This window comes from Nonomuraea sp. NPDC049152, assembly GCF_040648355.1.
Taxonomy (GTDB): Bacteria; Actinomycetota; Actinomycetes; order Streptosporangiales; family Streptosporangiaceae; genus Nonomuraea.
In genome coordinates this window covers 126,453-145,303 of sequence record NZ_JBEZDO010000010.1, presented here as the reverse complement: position 1 = coordinate 145,303, position 18,851 = coordinate 126,453, and the positions used below count along the sequence as shown (strand labels likewise).

22 protein-coding genes are annotated in these 18,851 nt (G+C 70.7%); 14 read left to right on the top strand and 8 right to left on the bottom strand.

The features are described 5' to 3' along the window. Positions 1–4: 4 nt before the first annotated feature. Positions 5–1,204 carry a cytochrome P450 gene (locus tag AB0B45_RS20165; RefSeq protein ID WP_358132471.1) on the bottom strand — a complete coding sequence of 400 codons (1,200 nt, stop codon included), beginning with the start codon at positions 1,202–1,204 and terminating at the stop codon, positions 5–7. Positions 1,205–1,367: 163 nt separating this feature from the next. Between AB0B45_RS20165 and AB0B45_RS20160 the strand changes: the two genes are divergently transcribed. Beyond that, complete coding sequence (locus tag AB0B45_RS20160; RefSeq protein WP_358132469.1) at positions 1,368–2,036, top strand: helix-turn-helix domain-containing protein; 669 nt, start codon at positions 1,368–1,370, stop codon at positions 2,034–2,036. A gap of 180 nt (positions 2,037–2,216) precedes the next feature. Here AB0B45_RS20160 and AB0B45_RS20155 read toward each other — a convergent pair whose 3' ends face one another. Further along, on the bottom strand, positions 2,217–2,603 hold the full coding sequence (locus AB0B45_RS20155; RefSeq protein ID WP_358132467.1) for a metalloregulator ArsR/SmtB family transcription factor: 387 nt from the start codon (positions 2,601–2,603) through the stop codon (positions 2,217–2,219). Positions 2,604–2,655: 52 nt separating this feature from the next. Further along, on the bottom strand, positions 2,656–3,705 hold the full coding sequence (locus AB0B45_RS20150) for a cation diffusion facilitator family transporter (protein WP_358132466.1): 1,050 nt from the start codon (positions 3,703–3,705) through the stop codon (positions 2,656–2,658). A gap of 150 nt (positions 3,706–3,855) precedes the next feature. On the opposite strand from AB0B45_RS20150, the gene AB0B45_RS20145 reads away from it, so the two are divergent. The 3 genes from AB0B45_RS20145 to AB0B45_RS20135 all read left to right on the top strand — a co-directional run bounded on the left by AB0B45_RS20145 (position 3,856) and on the right by AB0B45_RS20135 (position 6,259). After that, positions 3,856–4,005, top strand: coding sequence for a hypothetical protein (locus tag AB0B45_RS20145; RefSeq protein ID WP_358132464.1), 150 nt, complete (start codon positions 3,856–3,858; stop codon positions 4,003–4,005). 41 nt (positions 4,006–4,046) lie between these two features. Beyond that, a complete protein-coding gene (locus AB0B45_RS20140) occupies positions 4,047–4,820 on the top strand; it encodes a DivIVA domain-containing protein (protein ID WP_358132462.1) in 774 nt (257 codons plus the stop codon). A gap of 83 nt (positions 4,821–4,903) precedes the next feature. Then, positions 4,904–6,259: a hypothetical protein gene (locus tag AB0B45_RS20135; RefSeq protein ID WP_358132460.1), complete on the top strand. Its 1,356-nt coding sequence runs from the start codon at positions 4,904–4,906 to the stop codon at positions 6,257–6,259. An 86-nt stretch (positions 6,260–6,345) separates the two neighbouring features. Here AB0B45_RS20135 and AB0B45_RS20130 read toward each other — a convergent pair whose 3' ends face one another. Beyond that, complete coding sequence (locus AB0B45_RS20130; RefSeq protein WP_358132458.1) at positions 6,346–7,641, bottom strand: alpha-L-fucosidase; 1,296 nt, start codon at positions 7,639–7,641, stop codon at positions 6,346–6,348. Between the two features lie 78 nt (positions 7,642–7,719). Then, positions 7,720–8,538 (bottom strand): carbohydrate ABC transporter permease, encoded by an 819-nt coding sequence (locus AB0B45_RS20125; protein ID WP_358132456.1) that lies wholly within the window; start codon positions 8,536–8,538, stop codon positions 7,720–7,722. A 115-nt stretch (positions 8,539–8,653) separates the two neighbouring features. Here AB0B45_RS20125 and AB0B45_RS20120 point away from each other — a divergent pair, with 115 nt between their 5' ends. Next, complete coding sequence (locus AB0B45_RS20120) at positions 8,654–9,328, top strand: ROK family protein (RefSeq protein WP_358132724.1); 675 nt, start codon at positions 8,654–8,656, stop codon at positions 9,326–9,328. 58 nt (positions 9,329–9,386) lie between these two features. Here the strand turns inward: AB0B45_RS20120 and AB0B45_RS20115 are convergent, their stop codons facing one another. Together AB0B45_RS20115 and AB0B45_RS20110 are read right to left on the bottom strand one after the other, a co-directional pair. After that, positions 9,387–9,680 (bottom strand): hypothetical protein, encoded by a 294-nt coding sequence (locus AB0B45_RS20115; protein ID WP_358132455.1) that lies wholly within the window; start codon positions 9,678–9,680, stop codon positions 9,387–9,389. Next, positions 9,677–10,060 carry a Gfo/Idh/MocA family oxidoreductase gene (locus tag AB0B45_RS20110; protein ID WP_358132453.1) on the bottom strand — a complete coding sequence of 128 codons (384 nt, stop codon included), beginning with the start codon at positions 10,058–10,060 and terminating at the stop codon, positions 9,677–9,679. Before AB0B45_RS20110 ends, AB0B45_RS20115 begins: the two co-directional genes overlap by 4 nt. Positions 10,061–10,457: 397 nt before the next feature. Between AB0B45_RS20110 and AB0B45_RS20105 the strand changes: the two genes are divergently transcribed. The 4 genes from AB0B45_RS20105 (at position 10,458) to AB0B45_RS20090 (ending at position 12,960) form a co-directional block, all read left to right on the top strand. Next, positions 10,458–10,739, top strand: a complete 282-nt coding sequence (locus AB0B45_RS20105) for a hypothetical protein (RefSeq protein WP_358132451.1) — start codon at positions 10,458–10,460, stop codon at positions 10,737–10,739. After that, positions 10,736–11,785, top strand: coding sequence for a mandelate racemase/muconate lactonizing enzyme family protein (locus AB0B45_RS20100; protein WP_358132449.1), 1,050 nt, complete (start codon positions 10,736–10,738; stop codon positions 11,783–11,785). The genes AB0B45_RS20105 and AB0B45_RS20100 overlap by 4 nt, the downstream gene beginning before the upstream one ends. Positions 11,786–11,865: 80 nt before the next feature. Beyond that, positions 11,866–12,534 carry a Gfo/Idh/MocA family oxidoreductase gene (locus AB0B45_RS20095; protein WP_358132447.1) on the top strand — a complete coding sequence of 223 codons (669 nt, stop codon included), beginning with the start codon at positions 11,866–11,868 and terminating at the stop codon, positions 12,532–12,534. A 105-nt stretch (positions 12,535–12,639) separates the two neighbouring features. Further along, positions 12,640–12,960: an L-rhamnose mutarotase gene (locus AB0B45_RS20090; protein ID WP_358132445.1), complete on the top strand. Its 321-nt coding sequence runs from the start codon at positions 12,640–12,642 to the stop codon at positions 12,958–12,960. A 37-nt stretch (positions 12,961–12,997) separates the two neighbouring features. Here AB0B45_RS20090 and AB0B45_RS20085 read toward each other — a convergent pair whose 3' ends face one another. Beyond that, positions 12,998–14,215: an ROK family protein gene (locus AB0B45_RS20085; protein WP_358132443.1), complete on the bottom strand. Its 1,218-nt coding sequence runs from the start codon at positions 14,213–14,215 to the stop codon at positions 12,998–13,000. Positions 14,216–14,346: 131 nt separating this feature from the next. Between AB0B45_RS20085 and AB0B45_RS20080 the strand changes: the two genes are divergently transcribed. The 5 genes from AB0B45_RS20080 to AB0B45_RS20060 all read left to right on the top strand — a co-directional run bounded on the left by AB0B45_RS20080 (position 14,347) and on the right by AB0B45_RS20060 (position 18,847). Continuing rightward, complete coding sequence (locus tag AB0B45_RS20080) at positions 14,347–15,423, top strand: substrate-binding domain-containing protein (RefSeq protein WP_358132441.1); 1,077 nt, start codon at positions 14,347–14,349, stop codon at positions 15,421–15,423. 76 nt (positions 15,424–15,499) lie between these two features. Continuing rightward, positions 15,500–16,474, top strand: a complete 975-nt coding sequence (locus AB0B45_RS20075; RefSeq protein ID WP_358132439.1) for an ABC transporter permease — start codon at positions 15,500–15,502, stop codon at positions 16,472–16,474. Beyond that, a complete protein-coding gene (locus AB0B45_RS20070; protein WP_358132437.1) occupies positions 16,471–17,244 on the top strand; it encodes an ATP-binding cassette domain-containing protein in 774 nt (257 codons plus the stop codon). Before AB0B45_RS20075 ends, AB0B45_RS20070 begins: the two co-directional genes overlap by 4 nt. Positions 17,245–17,279: 35 nt before the next feature. Continuing rightward, positions 17,280–18,161 carry a sugar phosphate isomerase/epimerase gene (locus AB0B45_RS20065; RefSeq protein WP_358132435.1) on the top strand — a complete coding sequence of 294 codons (882 nt, stop codon included), beginning with the start codon at positions 17,280–17,282 and terminating at the stop codon, positions 18,159–18,161. Beyond that, complete coding sequence (locus tag AB0B45_RS20060) at positions 18,158–18,847, top strand: nucleoside/nucleotide kinase family protein (protein WP_358132434.1); 690 nt, start codon at positions 18,158–18,160, stop codon at positions 18,845–18,847. Before AB0B45_RS20065 ends, AB0B45_RS20060 begins: the two co-directional genes overlap by 4 nt. Positions 18,848–18,851: the final 4 nt, after the last annotated feature.

Sequence of the window (18,851 nt, the reverse complement as noted above, 5' to 3'; positions counted from 1 at the left end):
GGGTTCACTCCCAGGTGACCGGCAGGCTGCGCACGCCGTAGATCTGGATGGGGTCGCGCAGCGGCACCTCTTCGGCCGGTACGGCAAGCCGCAGCGACGGGAAGCGGGCCAGCAGCGCCGGGAAGGCGACGCGCATCTCGACACGGGCGAGCTGCTGGCCGAGGCACTGGTGGATGCCGTGGCCGAAGGCCAGGTGCCCGGCGGCCGAGCGGCGGAAGTCCAGCACGTCGGGGTCGGGGAACTTGGCCGGGTCCCGGTTGGCGGCGTTGACCGCGATGATGACCGTGTCGCCGGCCTTGAGCGGCGCGCCGCCGAGCTCGATGTCTTCCAGCACGCCACGCATGCCGGTGGTGGCGATGGACAGGTAACGCAGCAGTTCCTCGACCGCGCTTTCGACCAGGCTCGGGTCGTCGCGCAGGGCGGCGAGCTGCGAGGGGTTCCGCAGCAGCGCGAAGGTCCCGAGTGCCAGCATGTTGGCCGTGGTGTCCAGGCCCGCGCCGAGCAAGAAGGCGGCCACGCCACCAAGCTCGTCTTCGGTCAGGTCGCTCGCGGTCAGGTCGCTGAGCAGGTCGTCCGTGGGGTTGGCGCGCTTGGCGCGGGCGAGGTTCTGCAGGTACTCGCCGAGCTGGGCGAAGGCCGCGAACTGCGCTTCCGGGTCGTCGCCGCTGGAGACGGACTGGGTGAAGCCCATGAAGTCCGCGCGCTCGCCGTACGGCACGCCGAGCAGCTCGCAGATCATCTGGGCCGGGATGGGGTGGGCGAAGACCTGGACCAGGTCGGCCGGCGGCCCCTGCTTCTCCATCTCGTCGAGCTGGGTCCGGGTGATCTCAGTGACCCGCTCGGTGAGCTGGTTCATCCTGCGGACGGTGAACTTGCCGGCCAGCATCTTGCGGATGCGGGTGTGCTCGGGCGCGTCCATGCCGGTCAGGTCGCCGATCGGCGCGGGCGGTAGGTGCGCGCCCATGAGCGGGTGGTACTGCGTCTCGTAGCGGGAGCTGAAGCGCGGGTCGGCGAGGATCTTGCGGACCAGCTCGTAGCCGGTGACCAACCAGACGCCCGGTGCGCCCTCGGGCGCGGCCAAGCGAGCGATCGGGAGCTCGGCGCGCAGCGCGGTGACCTCCGGGGACGGGTCGAAGGGGCAGCCGATGGGGCGGTCGAGGGACGGCATGACCGGCCCTTGGTCGCGATAGTACGTGTTCGTCATGCCTTGAAAGCTATGTTGCGTTCAAAACAATCGTCAATCGGCAGGTATATGAAATTGCAGCTAGGCGCGGGAAAATTGATGCAATGACGATGAATCCAAATGCAATGCCGTGTTGCAATGGAGTGACGGCGAACGCAATAATGGCGTCATGCCAGGAGGAAGGTTGACCCAGCAGGACCGCCAGCGCATCTCGGCGGGGCTCGCCGACGGTCTCTCCTATGCCGAGATCGCCCGGCGGCTCGACCGGCCGACCTCGACGATCAGCCGGGAGATCAACCGTAACGACGGCCCGAGCGGTTACCGGCCCGAGCGGGCGCACCGGGCGACGGAGCGGCGGGCGCGGCGCGGGACGCCCGCGCCCCCCTCTGCGGCCGGAGAGCCGGACGGCGCGGCGGGCGAGGCGGCGGACGAGGCCGTGACGATGGCCGTCAGGATGGGCATGCCGAAGATGATGGCGCGCGTGCTCATCAGCCTGTGGCTGACCGACGACGGCAGGCTCACCGCGGCCGAGCTGGCCCGCAGGCTCAAGATCAGCCCGGCGTCGGTCTCCACGGCCGTCGGCTACCTGACGAACCAAGGACTGATCAGGCGCGAGCGCGATCCGCAGCGGCGGCGCGACATCTACGTGATGGACGACGACGCGTGGTACCGCTCGATGGTGCACAGCTCACGGCAGACGCTGGAGGCGGCCGAGGCCACGAAGAAGGCGGCAGAGGCCTTCGGGCTCTACACGCCAGTGGGGCGCCGGCTGCTCGCGAGCGGGGCGTTCCTGGAGCGGATCAGTCTGGACACGCTGGCCTCCGCCGAGCGCTGGCGCGATCTCCTACCGTGACAGCGGGGTGTTCGCCAGGCGCCTGACGATGCCCGCCTTCACGACACCGGCGGCAAGGCTGTCCGGCTTACGGTCGGCCTGGTCGCGGATGCAGACGGTGAAATCCTCGGCGATGGCAGGCGGGCTGGTTGTCGGGGTGACGACGGCGGCAGGGCGGTCCGCCCTCGATCACGCAGCGGGTCAGGGGGCCTCGCGTTCGGGGTGGACGGCTTCGGTGTGCTCGGTGTGTGCGAGCGCCAGATCCAGCAGCAGCCGCACGTGGGCGTCGTCCAGCCGGTAGTAGGCCATACGCCCGGCGCGCCGTACCGCGACCACGCGGTGCGCGCGGAGCAGGCGGAGCGCGTGGGAGGCGGCCGATTCGCTCAACTGGGCGACCACGGCCAGGTCGCACACGCACAGTTCGCCTTGCAGCAGGGCCAGCAGCAGCCGCAGCCTGCCGGGATCGGCCAGCAGGCCGAAGACGTCGGCGGTGTCGGCGAGGTCGGCCTCGGTGGGCATCCGGGAGACCACCGACGCGACGCGGTCGGCGTCGACCACGCGCGCGGTGCAGTGGTCGATCGCGCTCACCTGCCGATCCGCTGGGCTCCTCATGGGGCGGCCCCCGGCTGCGCCCGGCTGGTCACGGGGTGCCTTCGCGCTTGCACGAGGACGTCGGCGCCGGCGAAGCGGTGGAGCGAGGCTCTGGACGGGGCGGGCCGTGATGGGTCGGGCCGTGCGGGTCCGCGCAGTGCGTGACCAGCCGGGGCGCGGCGCCGTCGGCGTCTGCGGGCGTGTGATCGACCTGCAGGGTGGCGTGCTCGATGCCGTAGCTGTCGCGCAGCAGGGCCTGAACGCCCAGGCGGACATCGTGACAGTCGGCGCCAGGCGCGACCAGGATGTGCGCCGACAGGGCGGCGTAGCCGGAGGTGAGTTCCCACACATGCAGGTCGTGGACCTCGACCACGTCGTCCGCGGCGGCGCACTGACGGCCGATGTCGGCCGGGTCCATCCCGGCAGGGGCGGCCTCCATGAAGATCCGGCCGGCGTCGCGGACCAGCGCCCACCCGGCCTTGAACATCAGCGCCGCCACCACCAGGGCGGCGATCGCGTCAGCGCGCGTCCAGCCGGTCAGCATCACGATGGCGCCCGCGGCGGTGGTGGCGATGAAGGCGATCAGATCGTTGAGGATGTGCTGGTAGGCCCCCTCGATGTTGAGGCTGGCGCGGTTCGCCTTGGACAGCAGCCAGGTGGCGGCCAGGTTGACGGCGATACCGGCCAGCCCAGTGATCACCACGAACAGGCCCTCCACCGGTGAGGGCTCGACCAGGCGGCCGATGCCTTCGACGCTGAAGTAGATCGCCAGCAGCAGCAGCGTGACGCCGTTGACGTGGGCGGAGATGATCTCGGCGCGTTTGAGGCCGTAGGTGAAGCCGCCCTGCGGGGGGCGGGCCGCGATGCGCATCGCGACCAGGGCCAAGGTGATCGCCATGGCGTCGGTGAGCATGTGCCCGGCATCGGAGATCAACGCCAGCGACCCCGCCAGCACGCCGATCACCACCTCTGCCGCCATGAAGGCCGTGATCAGGCCGAGCGCCCCGCCGAGATACCGCCGGTCGGTGTGCGCGCTGACCGTGTGCCCGTGTCCGTGTCCGTGCCCGTGTCCGTGCCCGTGTGGTCGATGTTCGGGCATGTGCGCGACTCCTTGTCGTCGGGGAGCGAACGTGTGCCGGGTCGGCTGCGGACGCGGTCCGCTTCTGCCGTGACGCTCTCACCTTTACTTCTGAACAGCTGGTCACATGTTTAAACACAGTGCAATCAACCAACTACTCTCCGTATGGAAATGGCATTCCTCAACAGTCTGGAGATCGACATGACCCATGTCCACGCCGACCACGACCACGATCACGGCCACGACGAGTGCTCTGAGCCGCAAGCGGAGGGATGCGGCGGCACCTGTGGCGGGCACGTGTCGCCCGCCGAGGACGCCTAGCCGGATGTACGTGCCGCCGATGGTGAAAGTTGGTGTCAGGCATGCATGCCGACCATGACAGGTCCGACCACGACCACAACAACCATGACCGGGGCCCCCACGAGTCAGGCCGCGCCGACCACCGGCGGGCGATGTCGGCCGGCCGCGCGCACGCCGACCCCGATGTGCTCACCGCGATGGCGGTCCACCACCAGGTCTTCAGCGTGGTGCGGCTGCGAGAGGGCTACGACCTGGCCGAGGTCGACGCCTTTCTGACGCGCGTGGAGACCAGCCTGGCCCAGCTGTGGGACGACAACACGCACCTGCGCGAGCAGCTGGCCGTACGGCCGACCGCCGAACCGGCGCCCTCCCCCACGGAAGCCGAGGCCAGGCGCGAAGCCGACGAGCTGCTCGCCGCCGCCGAGCAGCAGGCCCACCAGATCCTCCACCAGGCACGGGCACGCGCCCAGATCATTCACGACGAGGCCCAGCAGTCCGCCCGCGGCCTGCTGGAGCAGGCCCACACCCCCTACCGGCACCTGGTCGACTACCACCTCGGCCAGCTCTCCAGCCTGGCCACCGACCATGGCCACTACCTGCACGACGGACTGGCAGCGCATCTCGCCCAGCTCCGGCGCCTGCTCGCCGCCCCCGTGACGCCCGACCCCCTCACGCCCGCGCGGCCCAGCGCTCCCACCGATCAATTCCCCGGCCCCCAGCCGGGCCCCGCCTTCCACCCATCCGCGTATCGGCCCGGGCACCCGTCCGCTGGGATGTCCGTTTCCGGCTCGCTCGTGCCGGCGCAGCCCCCGCCCGAGACCAACCACCGTGCATGACCGCCCCACGCCACCGGCGATCGATGACAGGCCCCGTTAGAGATCTCCCTTCCTTGCGTCATCCGCATCAGAAAGGCAGCGTCATGTTCCTGCCATCCGGGGCGCCCGCACTCGCCCTGGCCCTGCACCACGCGCTCCGCCCCGATCTTCCCTCACCCGCCGGCCCGGCCGCGTTTCCGGTGGCGCGGCCATCGGCATGGCCGGCGCCGTCATTGCCGGCCGGGTGGTTCGCCTCGGCCGACTACGGCACCTGGGCCGCGGTCCTGCTGGTGGCGCTGTCGACATTGGCGGGCGCCTGGCTGGCGCGCCGCAAGGCCCAGAAGATCACCGTGTGGCTGGCCATCGCCTCCGCGCTGATGCTCATCACCGCCCTGATCGAGCTGCTGCCCGACGCCTGGCACGAAGCCTCCGAAACCGACACCCCGCTATGGCTGCTCGGACTGGCCACCGCGTTCGGATTCGCGGTCATCACCTACTTCACACGCAAAGGATGCGGCCACTCCCACGAGAGCGGAAGCCGGCGCGGCAGGCATGCCCCTGGCCTGCACCGCCGGGTGACCCAGGTGGTCGGGGCCGCCCTGTTCGGTGGGGTCGGCACCGCCGCGGCACTCACCGTGCACCGCGTCGTCGAGGGCGCCACCCTGGCCCTGGCCGCCTCGGCAGTGGTGGTCGCGGCCCTGATGGTCCACTCGGCCAGCGAAGGCCTGGCGCTGACCGCACTGCTGGATCTGGGGCGCCAGCGCCTCGCCCCCTGGCTGCTGGCCTCCTGCCTGAGCCCCGCGCTCGGCGTCGTCCTGGCCACACTCGCCCCGCTGCCGCCCGCCATCGTGCCGCTGCTCCTCGGCATGATCACCGGTATCTTGCTGCGCACCGCCGTCGTCGGTCTCAAGCTGGCCGGCACTGCCGGCGGCGGCCGCCTGTCGCGCCGTCACGTGATTCTCACGGCGGTGGCGGTGCTGGCCACCACGGTTCTGCTGCTGTCGGCCCAATCCATGCTCGAGGACGGCCCGCCGCCCAAGGCCTACGCCCCCGCGCCCGGTCCCGCGGGCCGTACCGTGACCAACGCCCAGGTGGACGGCACCGGGGCGGCCGCAAGGTCGGATTCCCACACCGGTGGCGGCCGGTTGCCCGTCCCGCAGACCGTGGCCTCAGGCCCGCACGGCGCGGCGTCCATGACCAGCCGCGACCAGCTGCGCCAAGCCGTGGCCGGCGGCAGCCTGAGCATGGCCGACCTGCTGCGGCGCGCCGACGCCACCACCGTCCCCATCGGCTGGTTGCTGCAGGGGCTGCCCGGCCGCAGCGCCGATCAGGTCGGCAGGTTGCTGAAAACCGGCAAGATCGCTGCTGATGCCGGTGTGGGCGAGCTGACCAACCGACAGCGCCGCTACCTGCTGCGCACGTTCGCCCCGTCGCCGGCGCGGCACAGCCCGGCCGACTGACCCGTGCGCCGCCACCCGTGGCGCCTCTCCCCCTCTCCCCCAGCGGCGCACCGCTGAGCAGGACGATCAACCGTGGCGGGTGGCGATCAGGCGGCGCCCGGGTGGGCGGGACGCAGGGTCAGCACAGCGGCGGGCAGCCCTCGCAGCCCCGGTGGGATCGCCACGTGACCCGAAGCGTCCACGACCGCGGGCACATCACCCCACGAAGCCGTGGCCCTCGCGCTCTCGACCAGGTCCTCCGCGACCCGCACCCATCCCGCCGCCGGGTCCATGGCGATCAGGTTGAGCACGCCGTCCGGACTCACCGTGTAGCGGACCGGAGCGCCGACCGGCTCCGCGTACCGGGCCCACGGCCTGGTCCCGTAGATCGCGTCGCCGTGCGACTTCAGCCAGTCGCCCAGGTGGCGCAGCCGCGCGACCTGAGCCTCCGGCAGCGAGCCGTCGGCTCGCGGGCCGATGTTGAGCAGCAGGTTGCCGTTCTTGGCGACCGTGTCGACCAGCAGGCGCACCAGCTCCCCATGGCCGATGAGATGACGGTCGTCTTCGGCCCTGTTGTACCCGAACGACGTCCCGAGCCCGCGCGTCGCCTCCCACACCCAGGGCGTGACCCGCTCCTCCGAGTGGTACTCGCGGGTGCGGTAGCCCAGGTGCGGCACCCCCCACCGGTCGTTGACCACCCCGTCGGGCACCTGCTCGTAGTAGCGCTCGAACAGCGCCCGCAGGCTGAAGGAATCGGTCGCCTTGCCCGAGTCGGGCCAGTCGACGTCGTTCCACAGGACGTCGGGAGCGTGCCTGCCGATCAGCTCCGTGACCTGGTCGAAGCTGTACCTGGCGAACGCCTCGTCGTTGCGGCGCAGGGTGAACAAGTCCGTCGCCGACCGGATCGGCGCGAAGTCGGAGACGTGCCAGTCGAGCGCGCCGGAGAAGTAGAGGCCGAATCGCAGCCCCGCCTGGCGTGCGGCCCCCGCCAGCTCGGCGATCAGGTCTCTGCGGGGGCCGCGGCGTGCGCTGCTGAAGGACGTGGTGGCGGTGTCCCACAGGCAGAAGCCGTCGTGGTGCTTGGCCGTGGGCACCACGTACCGGGCGCCGCAGTCGGCGAACAGCCGCATCCACTGGCGCGGGTCGAACTTCTCGACCGTCCAGGAGTCGGCGAGGTCCTCGTACGAGGTGCCCACGCCGTACTCCCGCTCGTGCAGGAGGCGAGTCGGCGAGCCTGGGATGCGGACCGTGTTGGCGTACCACTCGGCGTACTGGTGGTGGTGGTACTCCAGCTCCACGGGCACGTGCTCGCCGGGAAGCCGGGGCTGCGCCCAGCCGGGAATGGAGTACAGGCCCCAGTGGACGAACACGCCGAACTTGGCGTCGCGATACCAGGAAGGCATCTCGTGCTGAGGATAGGCGGGCGCGTCAGGTCCGAGGTCGGGTCCGACACGTCTGTCGAAGGTGAGCATGCATTCCTTTCAACGACCGGCCAGCCCGGCCGCGGCGATGCCTTTGACCAGGTGCTTCTGCAGTGCGATGAGCAGCAGCAGGGTCGGCAGGACGGAGATGATCGAGGCGGCCATCACCAGGTGCCACTGGTTGCCGTTCTGGCCGAAGAACAGCTGCAGGCCCAGCGGTACGGTGCCCCGCTCGGTGACGTCGTTGATCATGATGAGCGGCCAGAGGAAGCTGTTCCAGTAGCCGATGAAGGTGAAGACGGCCAGCACGCCCATCGCGGGCCTGGCCAGCGGCAGCATGATCTGCAGGAAGGTGCGCAGCTCGCCCGCGCCGTCCATCCTGGCCGCCTCGCGCAGCTCGCGTGGCACGCTCCTGAAGAACTGGCGCAGCAGGAAGGCGCCGAACGCGGTGAAAGCCCAGGGGAAGATCAGCGACTGGTAGGTGTCGACCCAGCCGAGGGCCTGCATGAGCAGGAACATCGGCACGACCAGCACCTCTTGCGGCACCATCAGCGTGGCCATGAACAGCAGGAACACGCCTTCCCTCCCCCGCCAGCGCAGCGCGGCGAAAGCGTAGGCCGACAGGGCCGAGGCGGCCAGCACGACCACGGTTCCCGCGCCCGCCACGAGCATGCCGTTGATGATGTAGCGGTGGAACGGCACATACGCGAAGACGTCGGAGAAGTTGCGCCAGCGCAGCTCGGAACCCAGCAGAGACGTCGTGGCGAAGGTCTCGCCCGGCGGCTTGAGCGCGGTGGCCACCGCGAAGATCAGCGGATACAGGAAGGTCAGCGCGACCGCCGCCAGCAGCGCGTGGGACACGACGGATCTAGCTCTCATAGTGCACCCAGCGTCGTTGGCCCACGAACTGTACGGCCGTCACCAGTAGAATGATCGCGAACAGCACCCAGGCGCGCCCGCCGCGGCCAGGCCGAGGTCCCGCGCGGCGGGAAGCCTGCGGCTGTCGCCGCGTCTGGGCTGGACCGGCCTGCCGCTGCGCCCGCTGCTGGCCGCCCGCCTGCCCGTGCCGGTGCTCATCGACAACGACACCAGGGCCAGCACCACGGCCGAGCTGCTGTTCGGCACCGGCCGCGACCACGACGACTTCCTCGTGCTCGCCATCGGCGACGGCGTCGGCGTCGGCATTGTCCTCGGCAGGCGCGTCCACCGCGGGCCCGACGGGGTGGCGGGCGAATTCGGTCACGTGCCGATCGGCCCCGACGGGCCCGCGTGCGTGTGCGGCCGCCGCGGCTGCCTGGACGCCTACCTGGCCACCGACGCGCTGATCGCCGAAGCCCACGCACGCGGGCTGGCCGACGCCGACCTGACGCTCGCCGGCCTGGTACGGCTGGCGGAACGCGACGCGCCCGGCATCCGCGACCTGCTCGCCGAGCGCGGCGCCATCCTGGGCAGGGCCGTGGCGGGGGTGGTGAACGTGCTGGCCGTGCGCGCGCTGACGGTGATCGGTGAGAGCCACGTGCTGTGGCCGTACCTGGAGCCAGGCTTCCGCCCCGCGGTCGAGGGCGGCGTCCTGTCCGCGCTGGACATCATCGTCCGGCGGTGGGACGACAGCGCGCACGCCCGCGGCGCCGCCTGCCTCGCGCTCGCCACGATCGTGGCTTCACGCTGAGGCGCGTCCCCGACGCGGCGAAGCGTCCGAAGACCTTCAACGGCGAGTCGGCGATCTTCTACTCGCCCGCCCCTTTCATGCCCGCGTGGCAGTGGAGCGCCCCGCTATCCGGCTCGCGGGGGCGCAGCGGGCCGTACCCGAAGTGCCACGAGAGCTTCTCTCCCGACAGCGCGCCGGAAATCCAGGTCCGTTCGACGCGCGGGTCGTCGGCGGTCAGGTCGAGGACGCCCACCAGGTCGCGGGCCCGCACCCGCAGGCCGGGCCCCGGCACTGGAAACAGGGCGCGCTGTTCGGCGGCGATCCTGGCGAGCCCGGAGAACTCGCCGAGGTGCCGCAGGTGCTCGCGCGTCACAGGCCGGCTGACGCCATGCGGGTGCCGCCGTCGGTCAGGTGGACGGGCCTGCCGGTGCGGATCGATTCGTTGGCCGAGGCGCCGACCATGACGCTGCGGATCCCGTCCAGAGGGCCGGCCTCGAGCGCTGCGACGACGTAGCGGGCGTGCGTGGCGTCCACGGTCGCGACGACCACCGCGTCGCACAGCTTCAGCATCGCGCCGAGGTCGCCGGGCGCGAAGCAGGGCACCGGAGCGCCGACCCGCTCGACGTAGTAGTCCATGCGCGTGCGGTTGGTGTCGCAGAACGCGGCGACCGTACCGGCGTCGCGCCAGTCTCCGAGCAGCGCGTCGACGTACATCTGGGCGCGGTGGCCGAGCCCGACGAGGGCGTATCTCATCTCTTCTCCCCGAGTGGCCGCCGCACGGCCGCGCGAGCCGTACGGCGGAGATGGTTGGTGGTCGCTCAGCCGGCGATGGCCGCGTTGGACGTAGGTCATCGCGAAAACAATCTCGCGATCAGTGCCGGTTTGCTAGCGGTTGCCGAAGAGCAGCCGATCTCCCGGTGGAGAGGTACGCAGTTCGAGGGGGTTGCCGTGATGAGGCTCTTGACGTCATCCGCCTTGGCCGACACTGTTTTGTGCAACTGGTTGCAGTACCGGAAGGAAAGCCGTGGGCAGACTCCCCGCCGACGCTCTCACCTGCGCTCTTCCCGCCTTCTCCCCCGCCGAGGCCGAGCGGCCGGCCGGCAGGCCAAGCGCAGCCGGCGCACCGAACACTCCTGAAGGAGCCTTGACGATGAACCTCAGCGGCGTCCTGTTCCTCCCTGTGACACCTTTCGACGGTGACGGCGCCGTCGCCGCCGAGCCGCCGGTGATCGTCCACCAGCGCGACTCGGTCGTCCTCGACCCCGCCGACGTGGTCGAACCGGCCCGCGTCCCCGGCGCGATCGGACCGAAGGACGGCCTGGGCGACGTGGACCGGCCGCGGCTGCGCGGGCTGGAGGTCGGCCCGGTGCTGCCGCCGCTGACCGACCTCGACACGCTCATCGAAACCGGTCTCTCGCTGGTGGCGGCATGATCAAGGAACTGGTGACGGAGCTGCGCTCGGTGCCGCTGCGCAGGCCGTGGGGCGCCGACGTGCCGTACAACCATGTGATCGTCTGCACGGTCACGCTGGAGGACGGCCGGGTGGGCACGGGGTTCTCGTGGACCCCGCAGATCGGGGCGAAGGCCGTCAAGGCGCTCCTGGACGACGACATCCGCGAGGCGTTGACCGGCATGCCCGCCCATCCGGAACCGGCGTGGGAGCGGCTGTCCAGGCACCTGAGCGAGGCGGGACGCGGCGGGCTGACCACGATCGCCATGGCCGGAGTCGACCTGGCGCTGTGGGACCTGCGCTGCGGCGAGTCCTCGCTCGTCGACGTGCTGGGCGCCCGCCGCGACACGGTCCCGGTGTACGGCAGCGGCGTCAACCTGCACTACTCCCTGGACGAGCTGGTCGAGCAGGCCGGACGCTGGATCGCGGCCGGCCATCGCGCCGTCAAGATCAAGGTGGGCAGGCCGGATCTGGCCGAGGACGTCGAGCGGGTCGCCGCGGTCCGCGAGGCCGTCGGCCCCGCCACGACGCTGATGATCGACGCCAACCAGCGGTGGGACCTGCACCGCGCCCGTCGCGCGATCGCCGCGCTCGCGCCGTACGACCTGCACTGGATCGAGGAGCCCCTGCCCGCCGACGACCTGGCCGCGCACGTGGAGCTGCGCCGGAGCATCGACGTGCCCGTGGCGGTCGGCGAGAACGTCTACACCGTTCACGGTTTCCGCGACCTGCTGACAGCGGGCGCCTGCGACGTGGTCCAGCCGAACGTGGTCAGGGTCGGCGGCATCACCCCGTTCCTGCGGATCGCGGGGCTGGCCCACGCCTTCGACGTGCCGGTTCACCCGCACCTGCTCACCGAGCTGTCGGGGCAGCTGGCCCTGGCTCTGCCGCATCCGGCCATGGTGGAGAAGGTGGAGGACGCCACGTTGACCGACCTGGGCCTGCTGGCCGCGCCGTATCCCGTCGTGATCGAGGGCGCCGAGCTGCGTTCGGCGGGCGCCAGAGGGCTGGGGCTGACATGGAGCTGACCAAAGTCGTGCTGGCGGGCGCCTACGGTCACGGCCGCTAGCACCTCGAGAACGTGCGCGCGCTGGCCGCAGGAGGACCGGTGGAGCTGGTCGGCGTCTGCGACGTCCGTCCCGTGGACGCCACCTGGCTGCAGGGCCTCGGCGCGCCCGAACAGGCGAGGCCCGAGGACCTCGGCGAGCTGATCGAACGCACCGGCGCGGAGATCACCATCTTGTGCACCCCGATCAACACGCATGCCGATCTCGCCGTGACAGCGCTGCGCGCCGGATCTCACCTGCTGCTGGAGAAACCTCCCGCCGCGTCGCTCGCGGGCTTCGAGCGGATCGCCGCGGCGGTGCGCGAGACCGGGCTGGCCTGCCGGGTCGGCTTCCAGAACCTCGGCTCCACGGCCGTTCCCGCGCTGCGCGAGCTGATCGGCTCGGGCGAGCTGGGCGAGATCACCGGCATCGGCGTGGCCGGCGCAGCCGCAAACCCCGGCCCGGCAGCCCCGACTACAAGCTGCTCGCCGAAGCCGCCGACGCCACCACCCTCGACGACCACTTCGAGCTGGGGCTCGCCGCGATCCTGCGCGGCTTCCAGCACTCCGCCGGCTGAGAAAGCCGCCATCACGTGTGGAGGTTCAACTCTCCAGACCTTCCCGGACTGGTTCGCGGTCCACGACACGCGAGCGGCCACCAGCACGCACCTGTCCGGGCGAGCCAGTCGGCCAGCCCCACTGCCCCTCCCGTACCTGGAGGAACCCCGATGATTAAAACGTGCAAAGAAGGCGCCCCGCCACCCCCTTGACGACGGCAGAGCATGGCTCATAGGGTCGAGAGGGAAGGTGTTAAAACGTTTCTAGTCCGGGAGCTTCATGCGACGCGTCTGCTTCCTCCTGAAAGTCCGCCCGGAGCGGCTGGAGGAGTATCGGGAACGCCACGCGGCCGTCTGGCCGGACATGCTCGACGCGCTGCGCCGCACGGGATGGCGCAACTATTCGCTGTTCCTGCGCCCGGACGGGCTGCTCGTCGGCTACCTCGAGACCGAGGACTTCGAGGCGGCCCGCGCCGCGATGGCCAGGACCGAGGTGAACGCCCGCTGGCAGGCCGAGATGGCGCCGTTCTTCGAGGAGCTCGACGGTCGCCGCCCCGACGAAGAGATGCTCTCGCTGGAGGAAGTGTTCCATCTGGACTGAGCCTGGACGCTTCCTCGATCCGCGGAACCAGCCCCGGCTAGGCCACCGCTCCGTCGACGAGTTCCTGAACCCGCTCCGGGGTGTAGATCCCGTCCACGAGGAGCTGCGCGAGCCCGAGGATCCCCGCGTGGGGGTCGAGGTCGCTGCGGACGATCTGGAGGTTGCGGGTCGCCAGCGGCAGGGACCGCCGGTAGACGATCTCGCGGATGCCGGCGAAGAGCTGCTCGTCGGTGTGGGCGAGCTGGCCGCCGATCGCGATGACGCGCGGGTTGAACAGGTTGACCGTGTCGGCGATCGCGCCGCCGAGAATGCGGGCCGCGCGCCGGGCCAGCCGTACCGCGACGAGGTCGCCGGCGCGGATCAGGCGCACGGCGTCGTCCACGGTGACGACGTCGCGGCCCGCCTCCCGCAGGTCGCGGACCAGGGCCCACCCGCCCGCGTAGGCCTCCACGCAGCCGGCGTTGCCGCACCGGCACACGGGCGGCTCGGTCACGCCGTCGACGGTGACCTGGATGTGGCCGACATCGCCTGCCGCGCCGTCGGCGCCACGGTGCACCTGCCCGCTCGCGATGAGACCGGTGCCGACCCCCGTGCCGATCTTGACCATGAGCAGGTGCGGGACATCCGGATAGCGCAGGCGCTGCTCCCCGAAGGCCATCGCGTTGACGTCCTTGTCGACCAGGACAGGACAGCCGTAGCGGGAGCCGAACCACCCGGGGATGTCGAAGCGGTCCCAGCCGGTCATGATCGGCGGGCTGACCACCCGCCCGGTCGCGAAGTCGACGGGGCCGGGAACGTCGATGCCCACGCCGAGCACCGAGGCGGCGTCCTGGTTGCCGTCCTTCAGGATCCGGGCGAACAGCTCGTCGACGATCGACAGGATCGCCTCAGGGCCCGCCGTCACGTCGGCACGCGTCTCTAGCTCGGCGCGCACCTCCCCGCCCAGGTCGCACAGGGCGGCGCGCAGGCCGGTGGCGCCGATGTCGGCCACCAGCAGCATCCCGCGGCCGCGGTTGACGATGAACTGGCCGGCGGGGCGGCCCCGGGTGCGTGCGTCCTCCGGCGCCGGGATCAGCAGACCTGCGGCGAGCAGCCCGTCCAGGCGCTGGTTGACCGTGGTGCGCGAGAGCCCGGTCCTGCGCATGACCTCGGCCTTGGTGAGGCCGTCTGTGGAGTCTCGGAACAGGCTGAGGATCTCGCCGGCGCTGACCCCCATCCGCGCCGCGACGATGCCCGGCGTGTGCATCCTGTGCATCCGACCACTCTAGCTATGAACTGCGCTATGCGTAAGTCAAGGATGTTTCGACATAAAAAGTCGAAAGACATCTTGTTTGACTACGGAAGTGGCTTTACGGTCATCACACCAACGCCGAAAGGGGCACCCGAATGCACGTGAACACCAGAGGCCGTCGCGCGGCGGCAGTCGGCGCGGTCGTGACCGCGGGCGCCCTCGTGCTCGGGGCCTGCGGCTCCAGCGGATCCGCCGACACGAACGCCACGACCGGCGCGAGCGACACGACCGGCGCGAGCGCCGCGGCAGGCACCCAAACGAAGATCGCCGCCATCATCAAGGGCCTGGACAACCCCTTCTTCCAGACGATGGAGCAGGGCATCAACGACCAGGCCAAGGCGGCCGGCGTGCCCGTCACGGTCCAGGCGGCCAACTCCATCACCGACACGACCGGCCAGGCCGACAAGCTCAACGGCCTCGCCGGGCAGGACTTCTCCTGCTACGTGGTCAACCCGATCTCCGGCACCAACCTCATCCAGGGCCTGGCCCGGCTCTCCGTGCTGAACAAGACCGTCGTCAACATCGACAGCCCGGTCGACGCCACTGCGGCCAAGAGCGCCAACGTCAAGCTCGCCACCTACATCGGCACCGACAACGTCCAAGCGGGAAAGATGGCCGGAGCGCGGATGACCGAGCTCGTGCCCGCGGGCGGCGACCTCGCCGTGGTCGGCGGCATCGCGGGAGACGTCACCAGCGCCGCCCGGGTCGAGGGGTTCCAGCAGGGGATCGGCCCCAAGCTCAAGGTCGTGCAGACCGTCGCCGCCAACTGGGACCGCCAGACGGCGCTGACCGCGGCGACGGACGTCATGCGGGCCAACCCGAACCTGGCGGGCTTCTTCGTCGCCAACGACGACATGGGGCTGGGCGTGGCGCGGGCCATCGCCAACTCCGGCAAGACGGGCAAGATCAAGGTGATCAGCGTCGACGGCATCAAGGACGCGCTGGAGGCGGTCAAGGCCGGGACGCTGGACGGCACCGTCGCCCAGTACCCGTACGCGATCGGCCTCATGGGCGTCGAGGCCTGCCAGGCCGCCGCGACAGGCAAGCCCCTGCCACCCGACGTGAAGGCCCCCGTCGAGCTGGTCTCCAAGGACACCGCCGACAAGGCGCTGGCCGCCACACCCAAGCCCTTCGGCGCCTACGACGACCCGTTCAAGACCCTCATCCAGTAGCAGCTCACCGTCGCGGCGAGCGCCCGGCGCCCGGCCCGCCCGGCGCGCACGGCCCGCCGCGACAAGGAGGACATCCATGGCAAACGCAACGCTCGCGGCACCTGAGCACGAGGCCTGGTCCACCAAGCTGAAGGATGTCGGCTTCTGGGCCGAGTGGGCGGCCCTCGTCGGGCTGGTCGTCCTCGTCATCGTCTTCCAGGTCCTGAACCCGACGTTCCTGAGCGCGGGCAACATCGCGTCCATGCTGGTCGCCGCGGCGATCCTCATCATTCTTTCGGTGGGCCAGACCTTCGTCGTCGCCACGGCGGGCATCGACCTGTCGATCGCCTCGACCATGACCCTGGGCGCGGTCGCCTTCGGCCAGTCCTACGCCGCGGGGTGGGGACTGCCGCTCTCGTGCCTCATGGCGGTCGTCGCCTCGGGCCTGGTCGGCGTGGCCAACGGCGTGATCATCGCGCGAGGGAAGATCACGGACTTCATCGTGACACTCGGGACGCTCTCCGCCGCCTCCGGCCTCGCACTGATCCTGGCCGACGGCAAGCCCGTGACGATCATCGACCCGGCCCTGCTGAGCCTGTCGACCGGCGGCATCGGGATCTTCGGCTGGTCGGTCATCATCGCGTTCGTCGTCGCCGTGGTGGCCCACGCCGCTCTCTTCCACACCCGCTTCGGCACTCACCTGCTCGCCACCGGCGGGGCACCGGAGTCCGCGACGGCGATGGGGATCAGCACCCAGCGCATCAAGATCGCCGTCTACACGATCAGCGGCGTGCTCGCCGGACTCGGGGCGATCCTGCTGGTCGCCCGCATCGGTGCCGCCGAGCCGGCCGCCAACACCGCCTTCCTGCTCAACTCCGTGGCCGCCGTCGTGCTCGGCGGGGTCAGCCTCTTCGGCGGGCGGGGAACCATCGTGGGGCCCGTCATCGGCGCCCTGCTGCTGATCGCCCTGGTCAACGGGCTCACCCTGCTCGGCGTCTCGCAGTTCTACCAGCCCCTGGCCGTCGGCATCGTCGTGGTGCTGGCCGCACTCCTGACGAGGTTTCAGCGATGACCGATCAGCTCCAGCCCGGCGCACGCGACGACATGCTGCTGCGTACGGAGAACGTCTCACTGTCCTTCGGCAACGTGCGCGCCCTCGTCGACGTCTCGCTGACACTGCGCCGCGGGGAGATCACCGCCCTCGTCGGCGACAACGGCGCGGGCAAGTCCACGCTGGTGCGCTGCGTCTCCGGGATCCACCGGGCGCAGAGCGGGCGGATCGTCTTCGACGGCGACGAGATCAACTTCCATTCGCCCGAGGACGCCAGGGAGGCCGGCATCGAGACCGTCCACCAGAACCTCGCCCTCGTCGAAGACCTCACGGTCTGGCAGAACCTCTTCCTCAACCGCGAGCTCGTCCGCCGCTTCGGCCCTGTCGCCGTCCTCGACCGGCGATCCATGCAGGTCCGCGCGAGGGAGATGGTCTCCACGCTCGCCGTCAACGTGCCCGCGGTCCGCTCTCGTGTACGGCGGCTCTCCGGCGGTCAGCGCCAGGCCGTCGCCATCTGCCGCGCGGCCGGCTTCAGCTCCAAGCTCGTCATCATGGACGAGCCCACCGCCGCCCTCGGCGTCCAGGAGACCGCGCGTGTCGAGGAGCTCATCGTCAGGATGCGCGACGAGGGGCACTCCGTCCTGCTCATCAGCCACAACTTCGCACAGGTCATGCGGCTCAGCGACCAGGTGTGGGTGATGCGCGCCGGTCGCTGCGTCGGCGGACGCCGTACGGCCGAGACGACCGGCGAGGAGATCGTCGCCCTCATCACCGGCGCCGTCGGCCGCTGAACACATCCCGAGCAACCCAAGGAAGCACCCATCTGATGACCAACGACACCACGACCAACCCGATCGGTGTGCACGCCCTGGTCTGGGCCGGTGACACCAGCCCGTCCTCGGTGGCCTCCGCGATCGAGAAGACCAAGGCCACCGGGTTCGACCTCCTCGAGATCTCCCTGCACGACTCCACGAACCTCGACGTCGACGCCGCACGCGACGCCCTGAGCGCCGCCGGCCTCGGCGTGGCGTGCTCGCGCGGCCTCGCCTTCGACGCCGACGTCTCCAGCGACGACCCGTCCGTGGTGGAACGCGGCGAGAAGCTGCTGCACGACTCCCTCGCCGTGACCCGCGCGCTCGGCGGCACCCACTTCACCGGCGCCCTCTACAGCGCCCTGGGCAAGTACGACCACCCGCTGACCACCGCCGGACGCCGCAACGTGGTGTCGGTGCTGCGCCGGCTGGCCCAGGAGGCCCGGCAGCACGGCATGACGCTCGGCCTCGAGATCTGCAACCGGTACGAGACCAACGTCGTCAACACCGCGCGCGACGCGCTCGTCCTGGCCGACGACATCGGCGAGGACAACGTGCTCATCCATCTGGACACTTACCACATGAACATCGAGGAGGACGACCTGGTACGGCCCGTGCACGAGGTCGGAGAGCGGCTCGGCTACGTTCACATAGGCGAGAACCACCGCGGCTACCTCGGCTCCGGCCACCTGGACTTCACCTCGTTCTTCCACGCGCTGGCGGACATCGGCTACCGTGGGCCGATCACCTTCGAATCCTTCTCCTCGGCGGTCGTGATGCGGGGTCTGTCCAACGATCTGGCCATCTGGCGCAACCTCTGGTCCGACGGCGAGGACCTGGCGCGCCACGCCCACGCCTTCATCACCAACCAGCTCCACACGAGCCGATCGCGATGACGTCCCTCGACGACCTGGCGAACCGGGCCCGCTCCCTCGTCCGCGGCGGGCATCGGGCGCTGCTGGGCATCGCGGGGAGTCCAGGGTCGGGCAAGACCACGCTCGCCGAGAACCTGGTCGCCCTGCTGCGGCGGACGCCTCCCGCCGGTCTGCCGCCGCTGGAATGGGTGGCACAGCTGCCGATGGACGGCTTCCACCTCGCGGACGTCGAGCTCGACCGGCTCGGGCGACGCGACCGTAAAGGAGCCCCTGACACCTTCGACGCCGCCGGCTACGCGGCCCTGCTTCGCCGCCTTCGGGAGGACGAGGACGACGTGATCTACGCACCGGCGTTCGAACGCGACCTGGAGCAGCCGATCGCCGGGAGCATCCCGATCCCCCGGGCCGCCAGGCTCGTCGTCACCGAGGGGAACTACCTGCTGCTCGACCAAGGCGACTGGGCACACGTGCGGCCCAGGCTCCACGAGGTCTGGTACTGCGACCTCGACTCCGACGAGCGGGTGCGCCGCCTCGTCTCCCGCCACGAGCGGTTCGGAAAGGACCACGACGCGGCCGTGGCCTGGGTGCTGGGAACCGACCAGCGCAACGCCGACCTCATCGCCACCACCCGCCCGAAGGCCGACCTCGTCGTCCCCGACGCCGTCCTCCGGTCGATCGGCGACCGGGCCCAGGCGATGGTGGACTGACCTC

Coding starts and splice junctions, on each gene's coding strand:
- AB0B45_RS20165 (WP_358132471.1), bottom strand. CDS start 1,204: ATGACGAACACGTACTATCGCGACCAAGGGCCGGTCATGCCGTCCCTC.
- AB0B45_RS20150 (WP_358132466.1), bottom strand. CDS start 3,705: ATGCCCGAACATCGACCACACGGGCACGGACACGGGCACGGACACGGA.
- AB0B45_RS20145 (WP_358132464.1), top strand. CDS start 3,856: ATGGCATTCCTCAACAGTCTGGAGATCGACATGACCCATGTCCACGCC.
- AB0B45_RS20140 (WP_358132462.1), top strand. CDS start 4,047: ATGCATGCCGACCATGACAGGTCCGACCACGACCACAACAACCATGAC.
- AB0B45_RS20135 (WP_358132460.1), top strand. CDS start 4,904: ATGTTCCTGCCATCCGGGGCGCCCGCACTCGCCCTGGCCCTGCACCAC.
- AB0B45_RS20130 (WP_358132458.1), bottom strand. CDS start 7,641: ATGCCTTCCTGGTATCGCGACGCCAAGTTCGGCGTGTTCGTCCACTGG.
- AB0B45_RS20125 (WP_358132456.1), bottom strand. CDS start 8,538: ATGAGAGCTAGATCCGTCGTGTCCCACGCGCTGCTGGCGGCGGTCGCG.
- AB0B45_RS20110 (WP_358132453.1), bottom strand. CDS start 10,060: ATGAGATACGCCCTCGTCGGGCTCGGCCACCGCGCCCAGATGTACGTC.
- AB0B45_RS20105 (WP_358132451.1), top strand. CDS start 10,458: ATGAACCTCAGCGGCGTCCTGTTCCTCCCTGTGACACCTTTCGACGGT.
- AB0B45_RS20100 (WP_358132449.1), top strand. CDS start 10,736: ATGATCAAGGAACTGGTGACGGAGCTGCGCTCGGTGCCGCTGCGCAGG.
- AB0B45_RS20090 (WP_358132445.1), top strand. CDS start 12,640: ATGCGACGCGTCTGCTTCCTCCTGAAAGTCCGCCCGGAGCGGCTGGAG.
- AB0B45_RS20085 (WP_358132443.1), bottom strand. CDS start 14,215: ATGCACAGGATGCACACGCCGGGCATCGTCGCGGCGCGGATGGGGGTC.
- AB0B45_RS20080 (WP_358132441.1), top strand. CDS start 14,347: ATGCACGTGAACACCAGAGGCCGTCGCGCGGCGGCAGTCGGCGCGGTC.
- AB0B45_RS20075 (WP_358132439.1), top strand. CDS start 15,500: ATGGCAAACGCAACGCTCGCGGCACCTGAGCACGAGGCCTGGTCCACC.
- AB0B45_RS20070 (WP_358132437.1), top strand. CDS start 16,471: ATGACCGATCAGCTCCAGCCCGGCGCACGCGACGACATGCTGCTGCGT.
- AB0B45_RS20065 (WP_358132435.1), top strand. CDS start 17,280: ATGACCAACGACACCACGACCAACCCGATCGGTGTGCACGCCCTGGTC.
- AB0B45_RS20060 (WP_358132434.1), top strand. CDS start 18,158: ATGACGTCCCTCGACGACCTGGCGAACCGGGCCCGCTCCCTCGTCCGC.